The sequence below is a fragment of the Streptomyces sp. 3211.6 genome (assembly GCF_003634815.1).
GTDB classification, from domain to species: domain Bacteria; phylum Actinomycetota; class Actinomycetes; order Streptomycetales; family Streptomycetaceae; genus Streptomyces; species Streptomyces katrae_A.
In genome coordinates this window covers 1,593,913-1,610,190 of record NZ_RBXC01000001.1, presented here as the reverse complement: position 1 = coordinate 1,610,190, position 16,278 = coordinate 1,593,913, and the positions used below count along the sequence as shown (strand labels likewise).

The following is a 16,278-nucleotide window of genomic DNA, read 5'->3' as shown; positions in this document are numbered from 1 at the left end:
GCCTCGCTGGTCGGCCCTCCGGCCCCGGGGCGGCCCTCGGACCCCGCTCTGGAGCCGCCCCGGGGTCTGCGCCCCGGCCTCCGGGGCCACGCCTGGCCCCTGTCCAGGGCCCCCGGCCTTGCCGGGTGGACCCCCGGCCCCCGGGGCGGCCCCCGGGGCGGCCCCCGGGGAGGCCCTCGGAGCCCGCTCTGGAGCCGCCCCGGGGTCTCCGCCCCGGCTCCCGGGGCCACCCCCGGGGCCACCCGCGGCCCCTGCTCGGGGCCCCGGCGCCTCGAACTCCCTCGGCCACCATGCGCAGGGCCCGGGGGGCGGGGCTGCAAGACCGGGGGCTCCGCCCCAAGCCCCCTGGCTGCTGCTGGGATGGCCGCGGGCGGCCTGTAAGATCTGGGTCTGCGCCCCGGCCCTCGTGCCTCAGGCCTCTGGCCGCCGGGGGAGGGCCCGGGACGGGGCCGCAAGCTCTGGGGCCGCCTCGCGGCAGCCGCACACACCGGCGCCGGTTCCTGCCGATGCAGCACCGTCACCCGGACGGGAAGGCGGGCGGCCACCGCCGCCACACGAGCGTCCCCCGACCGCGCCCCACCGGCGGGGCAGGTCGCAAGAGAGGGCCACCTGTAACTGCCCGCCGGTGCGGGGCGGGCCGCAGGGGACGGCCGTGCGGCGGGGGCGGGGCGCGATCCGCAGCACGGCCACCGCCGCCACGCCCCCGTACGGCTCACGCCGGGACGAACCGCACCGCCACCCCCGGCCGGGCCTGCGCGGCGGCGTCCAGCGCGGGGCCCGGGGGTACCACGCCGACCACCGGGTAGCCGCCCGTCACGGGATGGTCGGCCAGGAAGACCACCGGCAGCCCGTCCGGCGGGACCTGTACCGCCCCCAGCACCATCCCCTCACTCGGCAGCTCCCCGCCCCGCGCCCGTTCCAGCGCGGGCCCCGCCTCCGTCCGCAGCCCGATCCGGTTCGACGCCGGCGACACCCGGTAGCCGCCCGACAGCAGCGCCGTCACCGAGGCCGCCGTGAACCAGTCCGCCCGTGGCCCGAGCCGCAACGGCAGCACCAGCTCTGCCACCGGCGGCCCCGGCACCCGAAGGGCGTCCGCTCCCGCCACCGGCACCGGGCCCGCCGCGCCGACGTCCAGCACCGTCCCGTCGGCCAGGACCGCCGGCCCCAGCCCCGACAGCAGGTCCGTCGAACGACTCCCCAGCACCGCCGGCCCGGCGACCCCGCCCCGCACCGCGACATAGCTCCGCAGCCCGGCCGAGGCCCGCCCCACGTCCAGCTCCGCCCCCGCCCGCAGCCACACCGGCGCACCCCACGCCGCCGGCCGCCCGGAGACCCGTACCGCACACGGCGCGCCCGTCACCGCCACCGTCACCGGCGCCAGGGCCCGCAGCCGGATCCCGTCCAGGGTGGTCTCCAGGGCGGCGGCCCCGGCAGGATTGCCGACGAGCCGGTTGGCCAGGGCGTACGCCCCCGCATCCAGTGCCCCCGACCGCGGCACCCCCAGGTGCGCGAACCCGGGCCGCCCCAGATCCTGCACGGTGCTCAACGCCCCGGCCCGCACCACCAGCAGCCCCCTCACACCCGCCCCCGCCCCGATCCCCACGCCTGCATCCGAGCCCGTACCTTCGCCCCTCGCCCTCGCCGACGCCGACGCCGGTGCCGGCCCCCCACCGGCCTCGGCGCCCGGGCCTCTGCTCCGCTCTGCGCTCGCGCCGGTCTCGGCGCCCAGGCCTGCGCCCGTGCCGGTCGCGAGGCCCGGGATTACGCCCTCGCCGTCGGCAGAGGCCGCGATCGTGCCGCCCCCCGGGCTGGTCTCGGCGTCCGGGCCTTCGCCCGGGCCCGCGTCCGCCTCGGTCCCGTCGCCTGGACCCCGGTCCCGCCCCGCGCACGTGTCCTCGCCGGGGGACGCAACGATGCCGCTGCCCGCGCTGCCCGCGCTGCCCGCGCTGCCCGCCCGCGCGGCCGGGCCGCCGGGCGCCCGGTCGCCCGGTCCAGACGAAGGGCAGCCGCGTTCCGCCGCGCCGGGGTCCGTACCCGTGCCGACACCGCTACCGCTCACGATCCCGCCTCCTCGAACCGCACCCGTACCCCCGGCGCGAACAGCGCCGCCGGCTCCCGGGCCGGGTCCCACAGGACCGCCCCCGTGGAGCCGATCAGCTGCCAGCCGCCGGGGGAGGAGCGGGGGTAGACCCCCGCGTACTCGCCGGCCAGCGCCAGCGAGCCCGCCGGGACCGACGTGCGGGGTGTGGCACGCCGGGGCAGCCACAGCCGCTCGGGCAGGCCCGTCAGGTAGCCGAAGCCGGGCGCGAACCCGCAGAACGCCACCCGGAACTCGAGCCCCCCGACCACCCGGGCCACCTCCCCCTCGGCCACGCCCCACGCCCGGGCCACCTCCGCCAGGTCCGGCCCGTCGTACCGCACCGGCACGGTGACCAGCGGCCCCTCCGCCTCCGCGAGCGGCGGCACCTCCCAGCGGGCGATCCGCGCGGCCAGCGCCCCCGGCTCCCGCACCCCGTCCAGCAGCACCGTCCGCGCCGCCGGCACCACCTCCCGTACGGCGCCCAGCTCACCCGCGTCCCGCCGGCGCAGCAGCTCGGCGTGGAGGGCGGCCACCTCCGCCGCCGAGTCCACCTCCAGCAGCAGCGCCTCCCGGCCCACCACCAGCGCCCTCACGCGAACGCCTCCACCCGCACCCCGGCCGCCGCCAGCGCCTCCCGGACCCGCACCGCGAGCCCCGCCGCCCCCGGGGTGTCCCCGTGCAGGCACAGGGAGCGCGCGGACACCCGTACCGAGGAGCCGTCCGAGGCCGTGACCTCCCCCTGCGCCGCCATCCGTACGGCCCGCGCCACCATCGCGTCCGGGTCGTGCAGCACCGCCCCCGGCGTCCCGCGCGGGACCAGCGTGCCCTCCGGGGTGTAGGCCCGGTCGGCGAAGGCCTCCGGCACCGCCTCCAGCCCCGCCTCCGCGGCGGCGGCCAGCAGCAGCGAGCCCGGCAGCCCCAGCACCGGCAGCCCGGCGTCCCCGGTCGCCAGCCGGACCCCGGCGACCACCGCGCCCGCCTGGTCCGCGTCGTGGACGGTGCGGTTGTACAGCGCACCGTGCGGTTTCACGTACGACACCCTCGACCCGGCCGCCCGCGCGAACACCTCCAGCGCCCCGATCTGGTACGCCACCTCGGCCGCCAGCTCCGCCGCCGGTACGTCCATCGCCCGCCGCCCGAACCCCGCCAGGTCCCGGTACGAGACCTGCGCGCCGATCCGTACGCCCCGGGCGGCCGCCAGCTCGCACACCCGGCGCATGATCGACGGGTCTCCCGCGTGGAACCCGCAGGCCACGTTCGCGCTGGTGACCACCGAGAGCAGGGCCTCGTCGTCCGTGAGCGCCCACCGCCCGAAGCCCTCGCCGAGGTCGGCGTTGAGGTCGATCGCGGCCGCGGGGGATGTGATCATGGAAGCCATGCGGCGAGCGTAGAACAGCGCACGCGCCGCGCGCCGCAGAGCCCGTCCGCGGCCTTCCGCGGAGCCGGGGACGATCCGGCCGAACCATGCCGTTTGGGATGTTGTCCGTGACACCGCCTAATCTTTTCGACGTGACTCTCCCTGCCCCGGCGAAGACCCTCCCCTCCCCGGCGCCGGGCCCGGCCGCCGACGAGGGCCTCGCCCGGCGGCTGCGGGCCCTCGCCTGCACCGCCCCGCTGCACGACCTCGACGTCCGCAAGGCCAACCTGGCCGGCGAGTACGGGGTCTACGCGATGGCGGAGGTCGCGCTGTCCGCGATCGACCTGGTCACGCTCAACATGGACTTCGACACGGGCGCCGACCACGAGCAGATAGTGGCCCGCCTGCTGCCCCGCGTCGCCGCCCAGGCCCCCGCCCGGCCCGCCGCCGAGCACGAGCGCGTCGCCCGCTGGGTCCTGGAGAACCTGATCAACGTCGGCAGCGTCGACCGCGGCTTCCGCGCGATCTACGGCACCTTCGGCCCCGACGGGGTCTACGTCCGCCGGGACTACGACTTCAAGCTGATCGAGGAGGTGCCCGGGCACGGCGGCGCGGTCTACCTGCGCACCACCGACGAGGCCGTCAACGTCCTGGTCGGAGCCCTCGACACCGACGTCACCAGCGCGCAGATCGCCGCCGAGGTCAAGCTGGAGGTCCTGATCAGCCGGGGCCGGCTCGCCGACGCCCAGCTCGCCGCCGAACAGGCCCGCTACCGCACCGTCCAGTACGCCGAGACCCTGCGCCGCACGCTCGACGCCACGCGGCGCAACGTCCGCGCGGTGGACTGGCTCCAGGCCGTCCCGGACATGATCGCCGAAGCCCTCGACCACGTCGCCGACCGCTACCGGCACGAGAACGCCATCCTCACCAACATCCGCAAGGCGCGCGACGAGGCCGAGGACCCCGAGAACAAGCGGCGCGCCGCCGAGCTCGTCGACATCGTCAAGGACTGCATCCGCCGGCACACCCAGCTCCAGTCGAGGCTCCTCGACGCCGGCCCGCTCTTCCGCGCCGAACAGGACCGCCAGGCCTTCGCCGCGCCCGCCGCGCGCTCCGGGATCGACCTGTACGGGCAGCTCGTGGCCCCGCTGCTGCCGCTGCCGGTCGCCCAGGCCACCCGGGTCACCGACGCCTTCTTCGCCGGCGGCACCGGCCTGCGCACCCCCGTCTCCGTACGGGTCGCGGACCTCGTGGAGATCCTGCTCACCCCGCCCGTGGAGCGCGAGCACCTCGGCGCCGAGATGCCGGAACCCGACCTCATCGCCACCCCGGACGACAGCCGCTTCAGCGAGGAGCAGCTCGCGGCCGCGACCCGCCTCCTGGACCTCCCGCACGACGCCCCGCGCCGCCTGTCCGGCCTCCTCGCGCAGGCCCGCCGCGAGGACCCCGACCTGCCGTACCTGGTGGCCCTGCTCGCCGTCCACGCGGCCAGCCCGGCCGTGGGCACGGCGTACCGGCAGGGCGAGGAGCGCCTGCTGTTCGCGGTGGACGACGGCACCCCGCTGGAGGACCCGGAGTTCGGCGGCGCCGACCTGATCGTGGGCACGGCCCTCCTCGACGCGGCCGGCATGGCCGCGGACCGCTCGGAGTCGGCGTGACCCCGACCGTCCCCGCACCGGCGCGCCCACGCCCCGGCACGACCGCCGCGGCCGACCCTGCACCGGCCCCGGGCCGCCCAGGCCGTCGACCTGGCTGCGTCGCCCCCGCCCCGGTCCGCCCTGATGGGCGGGACGACGCCGCACGATCCCACCACCCCCGCCGCAAGGCCCATCGCACCGCCGAGGAGACCCACCCGTGAGCGACCACCACGCCGAGTACGCCGCGTGGAGCGAGCCCGACGGCCCGTCGGTCCCGGCCGCGCCCGCACCGGCCGCCGCCGCGCTGACGCCGGCCGACGCCGCCGACGCGGCCCGCCTCGTCGGGTTCGGGCTCCAGCCCAAGCTGCTGCCCGCCCGGGACGCCGAGTACGCCGAACTGCTGCGCCGCTACCGCGAGGACCCCGGCTTCGGGCGGCTCGCCGACGCCGTCGCCACCGGGCTCGGCCTCGTCGTCCTGGAGGTGTCCCCGCGCGCCGGAATGGCCGTCGCCGCCGGCGAGGACTCCGTGTTCGCCGTCCGCATGGGCGACTACGCCCGCCGCACCGCCGCCGACGGCGGCGACCGCTTCCTCCACGGCCTCGCCCACCTCGCCGTCGCCGCCCTCGCCTTCCCCCGCCCCGAGGACCTCGCCGACGACGGCTACATCGGCCGGATCACCGTCAACGGCGTCGACGCCTTCGTCCGGCAGACCTGCCGCCGTCTGGAGGAGCGCGCCGGGGAACTCGGCGAGAACACCGACCCCGCGTCCGACGCCCCCGGCCTGGAGGCCGCCTGGCGCGTCTACGCCCGCCGCAGCGCCACCGGCGCCACCAAGGACGCCCGCCGCCTCGCCGGCTCCACCACCGGCATCGTCGGCAAGGCCGCCGCCTTCCTCACCGAGTCCGGCTTCCTCCAGCGCACCGGCGACGACGCGGGCGGCACCTACCGCACCACCCCCCGCTACCAGCTCCAGGTCCGCGACATGGCGGGCAGCGCGGCCATGGCCGAACTCCTGGAACTCGGCGTGGTGCCCGTCAGCGACGGCACCGCCACCCTCCTCCCGCCACCCGAGGGCGACGACCTGGAACTCGCCGCCGACGCCGGCCTGCCGTTCCACGCCTGACCCGCACGCGCACGCACCTCACCTCCGCACCGAGAACCCACGAGAGTCCGCCGCCATGTACGAGCTGTCCCGGATCCGCCTCTACTCCATCGGGCCCGCCGGCGCACGCTACGCCGACACCGTGCTCGACCTGCGCGGAGTCGGCGAGCCGGTGCCCCATCCGGCGCCCACCCAGGCGGAGTTCTTCGAGGACGAGCCCACCGGCCCGCCCCGCCGCCCGGCGCCCGCGGGCGTGCTCTTCCTGGAGAACGGCGGCGGCAAGTCCGTCCTCCTCAAGCTGATCTTCTCGGTCATGCTCCCCGGCCACCGCAACACCCTCGGCGGCGCCAGCTCCGGCGTGCTGCGCAAGTTCCTCCTCGCCGACGACTGCGGCCACGTCGCCCTGGAGTGGCAGCACACCCAGACCGGCGAGTGCGTGGTCGTCGGCAAGGTCAGCGAATGGCGCGGCCGCCAGGTCTCCAACGACCCCCGCAAGTTCGCCGAGGCCTGGTACTCCTTCCGCCCCGGCCCGGGCCTGAGCCTGGACAGCCTCCCCGTCGCCGAGGCCACCTCCGTGCGCCCGCCCGCCGAGGGCGCCTCCGGTGCCCAGGGCCGCCGCCGCACCATGAAGGGCTTCCGCGACGCGATCACGGAGGCGGGCAAGGCCTACCCGCACCTGGAGGTGTCCTGGGAGGAGATCCACGACCGCTGGAACGAGCACCTCACCGAACTCGGCCTCGACCCCGAACTCTTCCGCTACCAGCGCGAGATGAACGCCGACGAGGGCGAGGCCGCCGGCCTGTTCGCGGTCAAGAAGGACTCCGACTTCACCGACCTGCTGCTGCGCGCCGTCACCGACACCCGTGACACCGACGGCCTCGCCGACCTGGTCCACGGCTTCGGCAACAAACTCGGCCGCCGCGCCGAGCTGATGGCCGAACGCGACTTCACCGCGGGCTCCGTCGACCTGCTCACCCGCATCGTGGAGGCCGCCGAGACCCGCTCCCGGCTGCGCGACGTCCACGCCGGCGCCGAACGCCGCACCCGCACCCTCGCCCGCCGCCTCTCCGCCCGCGCCGCCGGGGAACGCGGCCGCGCCGCCGACCTCGCCCAGCAGGTCACCGGCGCCGCCCACGCCGTCACCGCCGCCGAGGAGCAGCGCGCCCGCAGCGCCGCCGTCTCCGCCGAACTCGCCTACCGGCACGCCTCGCTGGCCCTGACCGTCGCCGACAAGGCCGCCGCCGCCCAGCGCCGCGAACTCCTCGAAGCCCGCACCCTGCACTCCGCCTGGCAGGCCGCCGAGACCGTCCTGCGCCACCGCGCCGCCGCCGACCGCTCCGCCCGCGTCGCCGCCGCGATCCGCGAGGCCGAACGGGACGCGGCCCCGGCGCTCGCCGCCCGCGCCACCGCCGCCGCCGAACTCGTACGCGCCCTGCACACCGCCGCCGAACAGGGCGAGCGGGCCGCCAACGAGGAGGAGGAGCGTTCCGCCGGACTCCAGGCCATCGGCGAGACCGCCCACCGCGACGCCACCTCCGCCGCCACCGCCGCCCAGCGCGCCCGCAGCGAGGCCGAACACCTGCGGGCCCGCCTCGCCGAGGTCCAGCAGGAGACCGCCGAAGCCGTCCGCGCCGGCTGGCTCGACGACACCGCCCCCGACGCCGACCCGGCGCGCGCCGCGCTGGCCGCCAGCGACGCCGAGAAGACCGCCGTGGCCGCCTGGGACGAGTCCCGCGAGGCCGCCCGCGCCGCCGCCGAAGCCGCCCGCGAGGCCGCGGGCGCCGAGTCCCGCGCCGAGCTCACCGCCGCCCGCGCCGCCGACGCAGCCGACGCGGCCGAGGCCGCCCACGCCGCGGAGCACCGTGCGGCCGCCTCCCTGGCGGCGGCCCCGCGCCTCGCGGAGCTCCTCGGCCTCCCGACGGTCCCCGAGGCCTTCCTCCCGCACCCCCGCACCGGCGCACCCGCCGGAGCCGCCCCGGCCGCCGCGGCGGGAGCGGGTACGGCGGGCCACGCCGCCGCCGACGGCGCACCGGGCGCCCCCGGCTCCGCCGCGCAGGCCGGCGCACCCCAGGCCGGCACCGCCACCGCCGGCACCACCACCGCCGCAGCCCTCACCGCCGAGGACCTCGACCGCAACGCCGACACCCTCCGCGAGCTCCTGGCCGACACCGTCGGCGCGGCCGAGCGCCAGCTGTTCGAGCTGCGCACCGCCGCCGCCGACGACTCCCGCATCCTCGGCGCCCTCGGCGACGGCGGCCTGCTCCCGCCCGGCCCCGACGTCCTCGCCACCGTCGAGTACCTCGGCGAACACGGCATCCCGGCCCTGCCCGGCTGGCGCTACCTCGCCCAGGCCGTGGCCCCGGCCGACCACGCCGCCGTCCTCGCCGCCCGCCCCGAACTGGTCGACGGCGTCATCATCACCGACCCCGACACCCACGGCCGGGCCCGCCAGGTCCTCTCCGGCGCCGCCCTGCTGCCCCGCTCCACCGTCGCCGTCGGCACGGCCGCCGCCCTGCTGGCACCCGTCCCCCCGGCCGACGGCTCCGACGCGGTGTTCCTCGTACCCCCGAACCCGGCCATGCACGACGAGCACGCCGCCGACGAGGAACGCCAGGCCCTGCGCGCCCGCGCCACCGCGCGCGACACCGAGATCCGCGAACTCGCCGCCCGCCTCGCCGGCGACCGCGAACTCGCCGCCCGCCTCAACTCCTGGCGCACCGGCTGCCCGCCCGGCCGCCTCACCGAACTCGCCGAACAGGCCGCCGCCGCACGCGCGTTCGCCGAGGAGACCGACGCCGAGCTCACCGAGGCCCGTACCGTCCGCGCCGAGGCGGACGAGGCCGCCGCCGACGCGGCCCGGGTCCGCGACGAGCGCCAGGAGACCGCCCAGCGCGCCCGCCGCGCCGCCGACGCCCTCGCCGGCCTCGCCCACCGCCTGCGCGAGCGCTCCGGCTGGCAGGCCAGGGTCCGTGAACTCGCCGAGGAGGCCGCCGAGTCCGAGGCCCGGGCCGAGGCCTGCCTGGACCGCGCCCGCGCCGCGGACGAGGACCGCCGCGCCGCCCAGCGCGCCGCCGACGACGCACGCCGCACCGCCCGCGCCCTGCGCGCCGAACGCGCCGAGATCGCCGGAGCCCCCGACCAGCTCCCCGAGGGCGACGGCCCCCGGGTCCCCCTGCCCGACCTCCGCGAGGCCTACCGGGCCGCCTCCCGGCTCTACGAGAAGGTGGGTGTCGGCGCCGACCTGCGCGCCGAACAGGCCCGCGCCGAGAGCGACGAGAGCGCCGCCCTCGCGGAACTCGACCGGCTCACCAACAAGGTCCGCACCCGCGCCGCCCAGCTCCTCGAAGGCACCGACGGCGCCGACGGCCCCTCCCGGCAGGCCGCCGCGGCCCGCGCCGAGGCCCTCGTACAGATGCTGGAGTCCCGCGCCTCCGCCGCGAGCGAGCAGCTGGGCCGGCTGCGCGGCGAGGCCGAACGGCACGCCCCCGCCGACGGCGAGGCGCACACCGAGCTGCCCGAGGAACTGGTCCCGGCCGACGTGGAACAGGCCCAGGGCCTGCTGCGCACCGCCACCGCCCAGCTCGCCGCGCACTCCGCCGCCGTGGAGAGCGCCCGGGCCGCCCACGCGGACCTGCTGCGCGCCCACCGCACCGCCGAGGAGGGCGCCGGAGGCTTCGAGGAGACCGCCGCCCTGCTGCGGGACCTGCTGCGCGACCACACCCACCCGGAGGACGAGCAGGAGCCGGCGCCCCACCAGGGCACCCTGGAGGAGGCCCGCCAGTCCGCCACCGACACCCGCCGCTCCCTGCGCGCCTGCGCCGCCGAGCTCTCCGCCGCCGAGGCGGCCGTGCGCGAGGCGAGCGACGTCCTGGTCCGGCACGCCAACGCCAACCGCTACGAGCAGGTGCGCACCCCCGCGCGCCAGCAGATCCGCGAACTGCCCGCCTCCGCCCTCCCCGAGCACGCCGCCGCCTGGGCGGCCGCGTTCGCGCCGCGCCTGCGCGTCCTGACCGACGAGCTGGCCCAGCTGGAACGCAACCGCGACAGCATCGTCGACCGGCTGCGCGGCCTGGTGGAGTCGGCCCTGGCCACCCTCCGCTCCGCCCAGCGCCTCTCCCAGCTCCCCGAGGGCCTGGGGGAGTGGTCGGGCCAGGAGTTCCTGCGGATCCGCTTCGAGGAACCCGACCAGGCCACCCTCACCGAGCGCCTGGGCGAGGTCATCGACGAGGCCACCCGCACGGCGGTCAAGAAGAACGCCGCCTTCGGCGAAGGCCGCCGCGACGGCATGTCCCTCCTCCTGCGGGGCGTCCAGGCGGCCCTCGAACCCAAGGGCATCGCGGTCGAGATCCTCAAGCCGGACGCGGTCCTGCGCGCCGAACGCGTCCCCGTCGGCCAGATGGGCGACGTCTTCTCCGGCGGCCAGCTGCTCACCGCCGCCATCGCCCTGTACTGCACGATGGCGGCCCTGCGCAGCAACGACCGCGGCCGCGACAAGCACCGCCACGCGGGCACGCTGTTCCTGGACAACCCGATCGGGCGCGCCAACGCCACCTACCTGCTGGAGCTCCAGCGGGCCGTGTCCGACGCCCTCGGTGTCCAGCTCCTCTACACCACGGGCCTCTTCGACACCACGGCCCTGGCGGAGTTCCCGCTGGTCATCCGCCTGCGCAACGACGCGGACCTGAGGGCGGGCCTGAAGTACATCAGCGTGGAGGAACACCTGCGCCCGGGCCTCCCGCAGCCGTCCCAGGAACCGGAAGCCATCCACGGCGAAATCACCGCGACCCGCATGTTCCGCCGCACCCCCTCCTGACCCGCCGCTCGCACGGCTCGCAGCCGGGGGCGCCTCCCCGGCTGCGCGGCCGAGCCGGCCCGCGCCCCCGCCCCGCCCGTCCCGCGGGGCAAGGACCTCAGTCCCCCCGCGCCGCACTACTCGGCTCGGAAACCACCCCGTGCCGCTGGTTCCACATCTGCCGCGTGATCCACACATCCAGCACGGCCCACGTGGCCACCACCGTCCCCGCTATTCCCCCGATGACCATCGGCAACGCCAGCCACGACCCCGTCAGCACCAGGAAGAACGTGACCGACGCCTCCGTCAGCGTCACCGCCACGATCAGCACCGCCCGCACCGCCGATGCCCGCACCGGATCCGGCAGGCGCCGCCGCCGGGCCGGCTCCTCCACCCACAGCCCCCGGCCGGAGGCCCATGCCCCGGAGCCGTCCCCGTCCCCCGCCTCGTCCTCGTAAGCCCTCATGCGCCGCTCCACTCACCCGCCGAACCCAACGGCCGGCCCCGCCCGGAGGTTCCCGGAGATTCCCGCATCCCGGACGCCCCCGCACCCCCGCCCGGTTCCGGATCAAAGAGTTCCAGCCATCCATCGCTCAAGGGGAACCGACACCCCACCAAGTGTCATCTGCCACAAATCGGGCCGGACTTGACCGGAAGTATCGGACAACTCGTGATCTTCGTCCAGGGGTCAGGCCGAAAACGTCCGGACACGCCTTCGAGGCCGCTGCGCGGCAGTAGTAGGCTCACGCCGTTTGAACGACGGAACACCGACCCCGCGCAACGGGGTTGAGCTGGGGGAGGCTGGGGAGGCCATGCGCTTTCGCGGGAAGTCGATCCGCCGGAAGATCGTGGCGTTGCTGCTGGTGCCGCTCGTCTCCCTGACCGCGCTCTGGGGCTTCTCCACGGTCATCACCGGCCGCGAAGCAGTGCAGTTGCTCGACGTCGCCTACGTCATCGGCAAGGTCGGCTACCCCATCGAGGACGTCGTCCGCGTCCTCCAGAAGGAGCGCCGCCAGACCCTCGTCGTCCTCGGCGACCCCCGCGCCGTCGCGGCCACCGCCGAGCTCACCAGGAGCCGCGCCGCCACCGACGAGATGGTCCGCAAGATCACCTCGAACGCCACCGACCCCGAGGTCCTCGACGAACTCAGCCCCGCCGCCCGGCAGCGCCTGAGCTCCATCCTCGACGCGTTCCACGGCATCGCCGCCCTGCGCCGCTCCGTGGACGCGAGTGACCTCGACCCGACCACGGCCCTCGACCTCTACAGCCGGCTCGTCGACCCCTGCTACGACTTCCTCATGAACCTCCACGCCCTGGAGAACGTGGAGATGGACAAGCAGGGCCGCGCCCTCGTCGGCATCACCCGCGCCCGCGAGACCCTGTCCCGCGAGGACGCGGTCATCGCCTCCACCCTCGCCGCCGGCAACGTCGCCACCAGCGACGTCCGCCGCGTCTCCGCCTTCGCCGCCAACCGCTCCCTGCTCTACGAGTTCAACCTCGCGATCCTCCCGGCCGACGACCGCCGGCTCTTCGAGCAGTACTGGAACGGCCCCGAGAGCAAGGCGCTGCGCGACACGGAGGAACGGTTCATCAGCGCGGGCGCCGTCAAGAACCCGCGCACCGTCACCGCCGCCCAGTGGGACGAGGCCGCCCACAAGGTCCTCGACGACCTCGCCACCATGGGCACCGCCGCCGGCGACCGCTACCAAAAGCGCGTCGAACCCGTCGCGCAGAGCGTCCTCGTCCAGGCCGCCCTCGCCGGCGTCCTCGGCTTCATCGCCCTCGCCTTCTCCCTCTTCCTGTCGGTGCGCATCGGCCGCGACCTGATCCGCGACCTCTCCCAGCTGCGCAAGGACGCCACCGAGGCCTCCGGCGTCCGCCTGCCCAGCGTGATGCGCCGCCTCGCCGCCGGCGAGAGCGTGGACGTGGAGACCGAGGCGCCCCGCCTGGAGTTCGAGAAGGACGAGGTCGGCCAGGTCGCCCTCGCCCTCAACAGCCTCCAGCGCGCCGCCGTCGAAGCCGCCGTCAAGCAGGCGGAGCTCCGTCGCGGTGTGTCCGAGGTGTTCGTCAACCTGGCGCGCCGCAACCAGGTGCTGCTCCACCGCCAGCTGACCCTGCTCGACACCATGGAACGGCGCACCGAGGACGCCGAGGAGCTCGCGGACCTGTTCCGCCTCGACCACATGACCACCCGCATGCGACGGCACGCCGAGGGCCTGGTGATCCTCTCCGGCGCCGCCCCCTCCCGCCAGTGGCGCAAGCCCGTCCAGCTGATGGACGTCGTACGGGCCGCCGTCGCCGAGGTCGAGGACTACGAGCGCATCGAGGTGCGCCGCCTGCCGCGCATCGGCATCGAGGGCCCGGCCGTCGCCGACGTCACCCACCTGGTCGCCGAACTGCTGGAGAACGCCACGGTGTTCTCCCCGCCGCACACCGCCGTCCAGGTCCACGGCGAACGCGTCGCCAACGGCTTCACCCTGGAGATCCACGACCGCGGCCTCGGCATGAACCCCGAAGCCCTCCTCGACGCGAACCTGCGGCTCGCCGAGACCCCCGAGTTCGAGCTCTCCGACACCGACCGCCTCGGCCTGTTCGTCGTCAGCCGCCTCGCGCGCCGCCACGCCATCAAGGTGGCCCTCCAGCCCAGCCCGTACGGGGGCACCACCGCCGTGGTCTTCCTCCCGGCCGAACTCCTCACCGAAGCCCCCGACACCAACGGCACGGGCATCCGCCTCGACGCCGTACGCGCCGCCAAGGGCCCCGCGGCGGTCAAGGGCGTCAAGGCCGCCCCCGGCGCCCGGGGGTCCGGCCGGACCGTGGCCTCCGCCCTCGACCGCGCCGCCTCGGCCCGCCCGCTGCCCGCCGGGGTTCTCAACGGCCCGGTCGAGCTGGAGGGCCCGCTCGGCCTCCTCGGCCTGGAGGGGCCGGACGACCTCGACGGGATCGACGACCTGGACGACACCATCACCGGTATCGCCGGGGTCGGCGGCCGCCCTCCCATGGCCACCCTCGACGACGAGACCCCGCCCGGCGGCACCCCGCGCAGCGCCCTGCTGGGCCCGGGTTCCGCGGGCCGCCCCGACGGCGAGCGGCGGGGCGGCGGCGAGCGCGGCACCTGGAAGGGCGACCGGATCGGCGACAGCAGCGCCGACCGCCACCGCGACTGGGGCCGCGCCCGCGACACCGGCCCGGAGTCCGCCCCCGGCCGGGCGGCCCGCACCCGGGGCGGCGCCGACCGCGAGCCCCAGGCGCCCACCGGCCCCATCCGCGCCGAGCGCCCGCACCTGGACGCCGTCCGCCCCGACGGCCCCCGCTCCGGCGCCGTCCCGCTGCCCCGCCGCCGCCCCACCCCGACCCTGGTCGCCGAGCACGGCCGCCGCGTCGATCCCCGCCCGGCCGGCGCCCCGGCCCCCGACCGGCCGCAGACCGGCCCCGAGGCGCCCCGTACGGCAGCCGGCCCGGGCGGGCTGCCCCGCCGGGTCCGCCAGGCGAACCTCGCGCCCCAGCTGAAGAACGCCCCGGCCCCCGCCGAGCCCGAAGCCCCCGCGCCGCCGACCGACCGCGACGCCGAGGACGTACGCGCCCGCATGTCCGCCCTCCAGCGCGGCTGGACGGCGGGGCGCAGGGAGTACGCAGCACAGCAATCCCAGCAGCAGGCACCACAGCAGTCCGAGACCGGCGACGGCACCCCCGCCGCCACCGGTCCCGCGCACGAGAACGAAGGGGACGGTCGATGACCGCACCGCAGAACGGAAACGACAGCAGGGGCCGCGGCCCCGGCCCGCTCAACTGGCTCCTGGACGAACTCGTCGACAAGGTGGCCAGCATCCGCAAGGCGGTGGTCCTCTCCGGCGACGGCCTGCCCACGGGCAGCTCCAAGGACCTGACCCGCGAGGACAGCGAACACCTGGCGGCCGTGGCCTCCGGCTTCCACAGCCTGGCCAAGGGCGTCGGCCGGCACTTCGACTCCGGCCGGGTCCGCCAGACCGTCGTCGAGCTGGACGAGGCCTTCCTGTTCGTGATGGCCGCCGGCGACGGCAGCTGCCTGGCCGTGCTCTCCGACTCCGACTCCGACGTCGGCCAGGTCGCCTACGAGATGACCCTCATGGTCAAGCGCGTCGGCGACCACCTGGCGACCGCCCCGCGCACCGGGCTGCCAGCCGGAGGGTGAGTCGGACCGTATGAGCGATCCAGGCCACGACCACCTCCCGGACTCCCCGGCACCCGCCGGGACCCCCGGCGCGGCGCACGGGGGCGGCCACCCGCACTGGTTCGACGACGAGGCGGGGCCCGTCGTACGCCCGTACGCCATGACCCGGGGCCGGACCCAGCACGCCGCCCGGCACCGCCTCGACCTGATCGCCCTGGTCGTCGCCGAACCGGCGGCCGACGATCCGGTCTGGGACCTGACCCTGTCCCCGGAACACGCCCACATCCTCGGGCTGTGCCGGGAACGCCCCCAGTCCGTCGCCGAGCTGGCCGCGGACCTGGACCTCGCCATCGGCGTCGTCCGGGTCCTCATCGGCGACCTCGTGGACGACTCCCTGGTCCACGTGACCCGGCCGGTCCCACCGGCCGAACTGCCCGACGAATCCATTCTGCGTGAGGTGATCGATGGCCTTCGGGCGCTCTAGCCGCACCGGTGCGATGCACGCCGTCTCGCCGGTCGAACCGCTGACCTTGAAGATCCTGGTCGCGGGAGGCTTCGGGGTGGGCAAGACCACCCTGGTCAGTGCGGTGAGCGAGATCCGTCCGCTGCGGACGGAGGAGACGCTTTCCGAGCCGGGCGTCGGAATCGACGACACCGGGGGAGTGGAGCAGAAGAGCACCACGACCGTGGCCATGGACTTCGGCCGCATCACCCTCCGCGAGGACCTGGTGCTCTACCTCTTCGGCACCCCCGGCCAGGACCGTTTCTGGTTCCTGTGGGACGAGCTCTCCCAGGGCTCGCTCGGTGCCGTCGTGCTCGCCGACACCCGACGGCTCGCCGACTGCTTCGCCGCCATCGACTACTTCGAGCGGCGCGGCCTGCCGTTCCTCGTCGCGGTCAACTGCTTCGACGGGGCCGAACGCCATCCGGTGGTGACCATCCGCGAGGCCCTCGACCTCGACCCGGAGGTGCCGGTACTGCTCTGCGACGCCCGCGACCGCGAATCGGTCAAGGACGTGCTGGTGGGAGTCGTGGAACACGCCATGTCGCTGGCCCGGGCCCGCCGGGCCAGCCTGACGGCCGGAGCCTGACCGGACCGAGCGCGTGGAGGCGGCCCGTACCCCCGCCGACTGGGGTACGGGCCGCGGCTCACATGGGGG

Annotated in this window: 11 protein-coding genes; 7 read left to right on the top strand and 4 right to left on the bottom strand. The window is 76.5% G+C overall.

The genetic code is table 11. From position 1 onward, the window contains the following. Positions 1-712 precede the first annotated feature (712 nt). The 3 genes from BX286_RS07485 to BX286_RS07475 all read right to left on the bottom strand — a co-directional run bounded on the left by BX286_RS07485 (position 713) and on the right by BX286_RS07475 (position 3,458). Positions 713-1,603: a biotin-dependent carboxyltransferase family protein gene (locus BX286_RS07485; protein WP_237292688.1), complete on the bottom strand. Its 891-nt coding sequence runs from the start codon at positions 1,601-1,603 to the stop codon at positions 713-715. 452 nt (positions 1,604-2,055) lie between these two features. After that, the gene (locus tag BX286_RS07480; protein WP_121014759.1) at positions 2,056-2,673 is read right to left on the bottom strand and encodes an allophanate hydrolase subunit 1; all 618 of its coding nucleotides are present in this window, start codon (positions 2,671-2,673) and stop codon (positions 2,056-2,058) included. Then, on the bottom strand, positions 2,670-3,458 hold the full coding sequence (locus BX286_RS07475; protein WP_187344107.1) for a LamB/YcsF family protein: 789 nt from the start codon (positions 3,456-3,458) through the stop codon (positions 2,670-2,672). The genes BX286_RS07480 and BX286_RS07475 overlap by 4 nt, the downstream gene beginning before the upstream one ends. A gap of 86 nt (positions 3,459-3,544) precedes the next feature. Between BX286_RS07475 and BX286_RS07470 the strand changes: the two genes are divergently transcribed. From BX286_RS07470 to BX286_RS07460, 3 genes are all read left to right on the top strand, one after another. After that, positions 3,545-5,095, top strand: coding sequence for a hypothetical protein (locus BX286_RS07470; protein ID WP_237292686.1), 1,551 nt, complete (start codon positions 3,545-3,547; stop codon positions 5,093-5,095). 196 nt (positions 5,096-5,291) lie between these two features. Then, positions 5,292-6,197, top strand: coding sequence for a hypothetical protein (locus BX286_RS07465; RefSeq protein WP_100865122.1), 906 nt, complete (start codon positions 5,292-5,294; stop codon positions 6,195-6,197). A 55-nt stretch (positions 6,198-6,252) separates the two neighbouring features. Continuing rightward, a complete protein-coding gene (locus BX286_RS07460) occupies positions 6,253-10,989 on the top strand; it encodes a hypothetical protein (RefSeq protein WP_121014758.1) in 4,737 nt (1,578 codons plus the stop codon). 97 nt (positions 10,990-11,086) lie between these two features. On the opposite strand, the gene BX286_RS07455 is transcribed toward BX286_RS07460, so the two are convergent. Continuing rightward, a complete protein-coding gene (locus BX286_RS07455; protein WP_398898285.1) occupies positions 11,087-11,434 on the bottom strand; it encodes a hypothetical protein in 348 nt (115 codons plus the stop codon). A 346-nt stretch (positions 11,435-11,780) separates the two neighbouring features. Between BX286_RS07455 and BX286_RS07450 the strand changes: the two genes are divergently transcribed. The 4 genes from BX286_RS07450 to BX286_RS07435 are packed head-to-tail and all read left to right on the top strand — an operon-like array spanning position 11,781 to position 16,209. Next, complete coding sequence (locus tag BX286_RS07450) at positions 11,781-14,705, top strand: nitrate- and nitrite sensing domain-containing protein (protein WP_121014757.1); 2,925 nt, start codon at positions 11,781-11,783, stop codon at positions 14,703-14,705. After that, positions 14,702-15,139, top strand: a complete 438-nt coding sequence (locus BX286_RS07445; protein ID WP_100865124.1) for a roadblock/LC7 domain-containing protein — start codon at positions 14,702-14,704, stop codon at positions 15,137-15,139. Before BX286_RS07450 ends, BX286_RS07445 begins: the two co-directional genes overlap by 4 nt. Positions 15,140-15,149: 10 nt before the next feature. After that, positions 15,150-15,602 (top strand): DUF742 domain-containing protein, encoded by a 453-nt coding sequence (locus BX286_RS07440; protein WP_079424834.1) that lies wholly within the window; start codon positions 15,150-15,152, stop codon positions 15,600-15,602. After that, on the top strand, positions 15,583-16,209 hold the full coding sequence (locus BX286_RS07435; RefSeq protein ID WP_079424832.1) for an ATP/GTP-binding protein: 627 nt from the start codon (positions 15,583-15,585) through the stop codon (positions 16,207-16,209). The genes BX286_RS07440 and BX286_RS07435 overlap by 20 nt, the downstream gene beginning before the upstream one ends. The last annotated feature ends 69 nt before the right edge of the window (positions 16,210-16,278 follow it).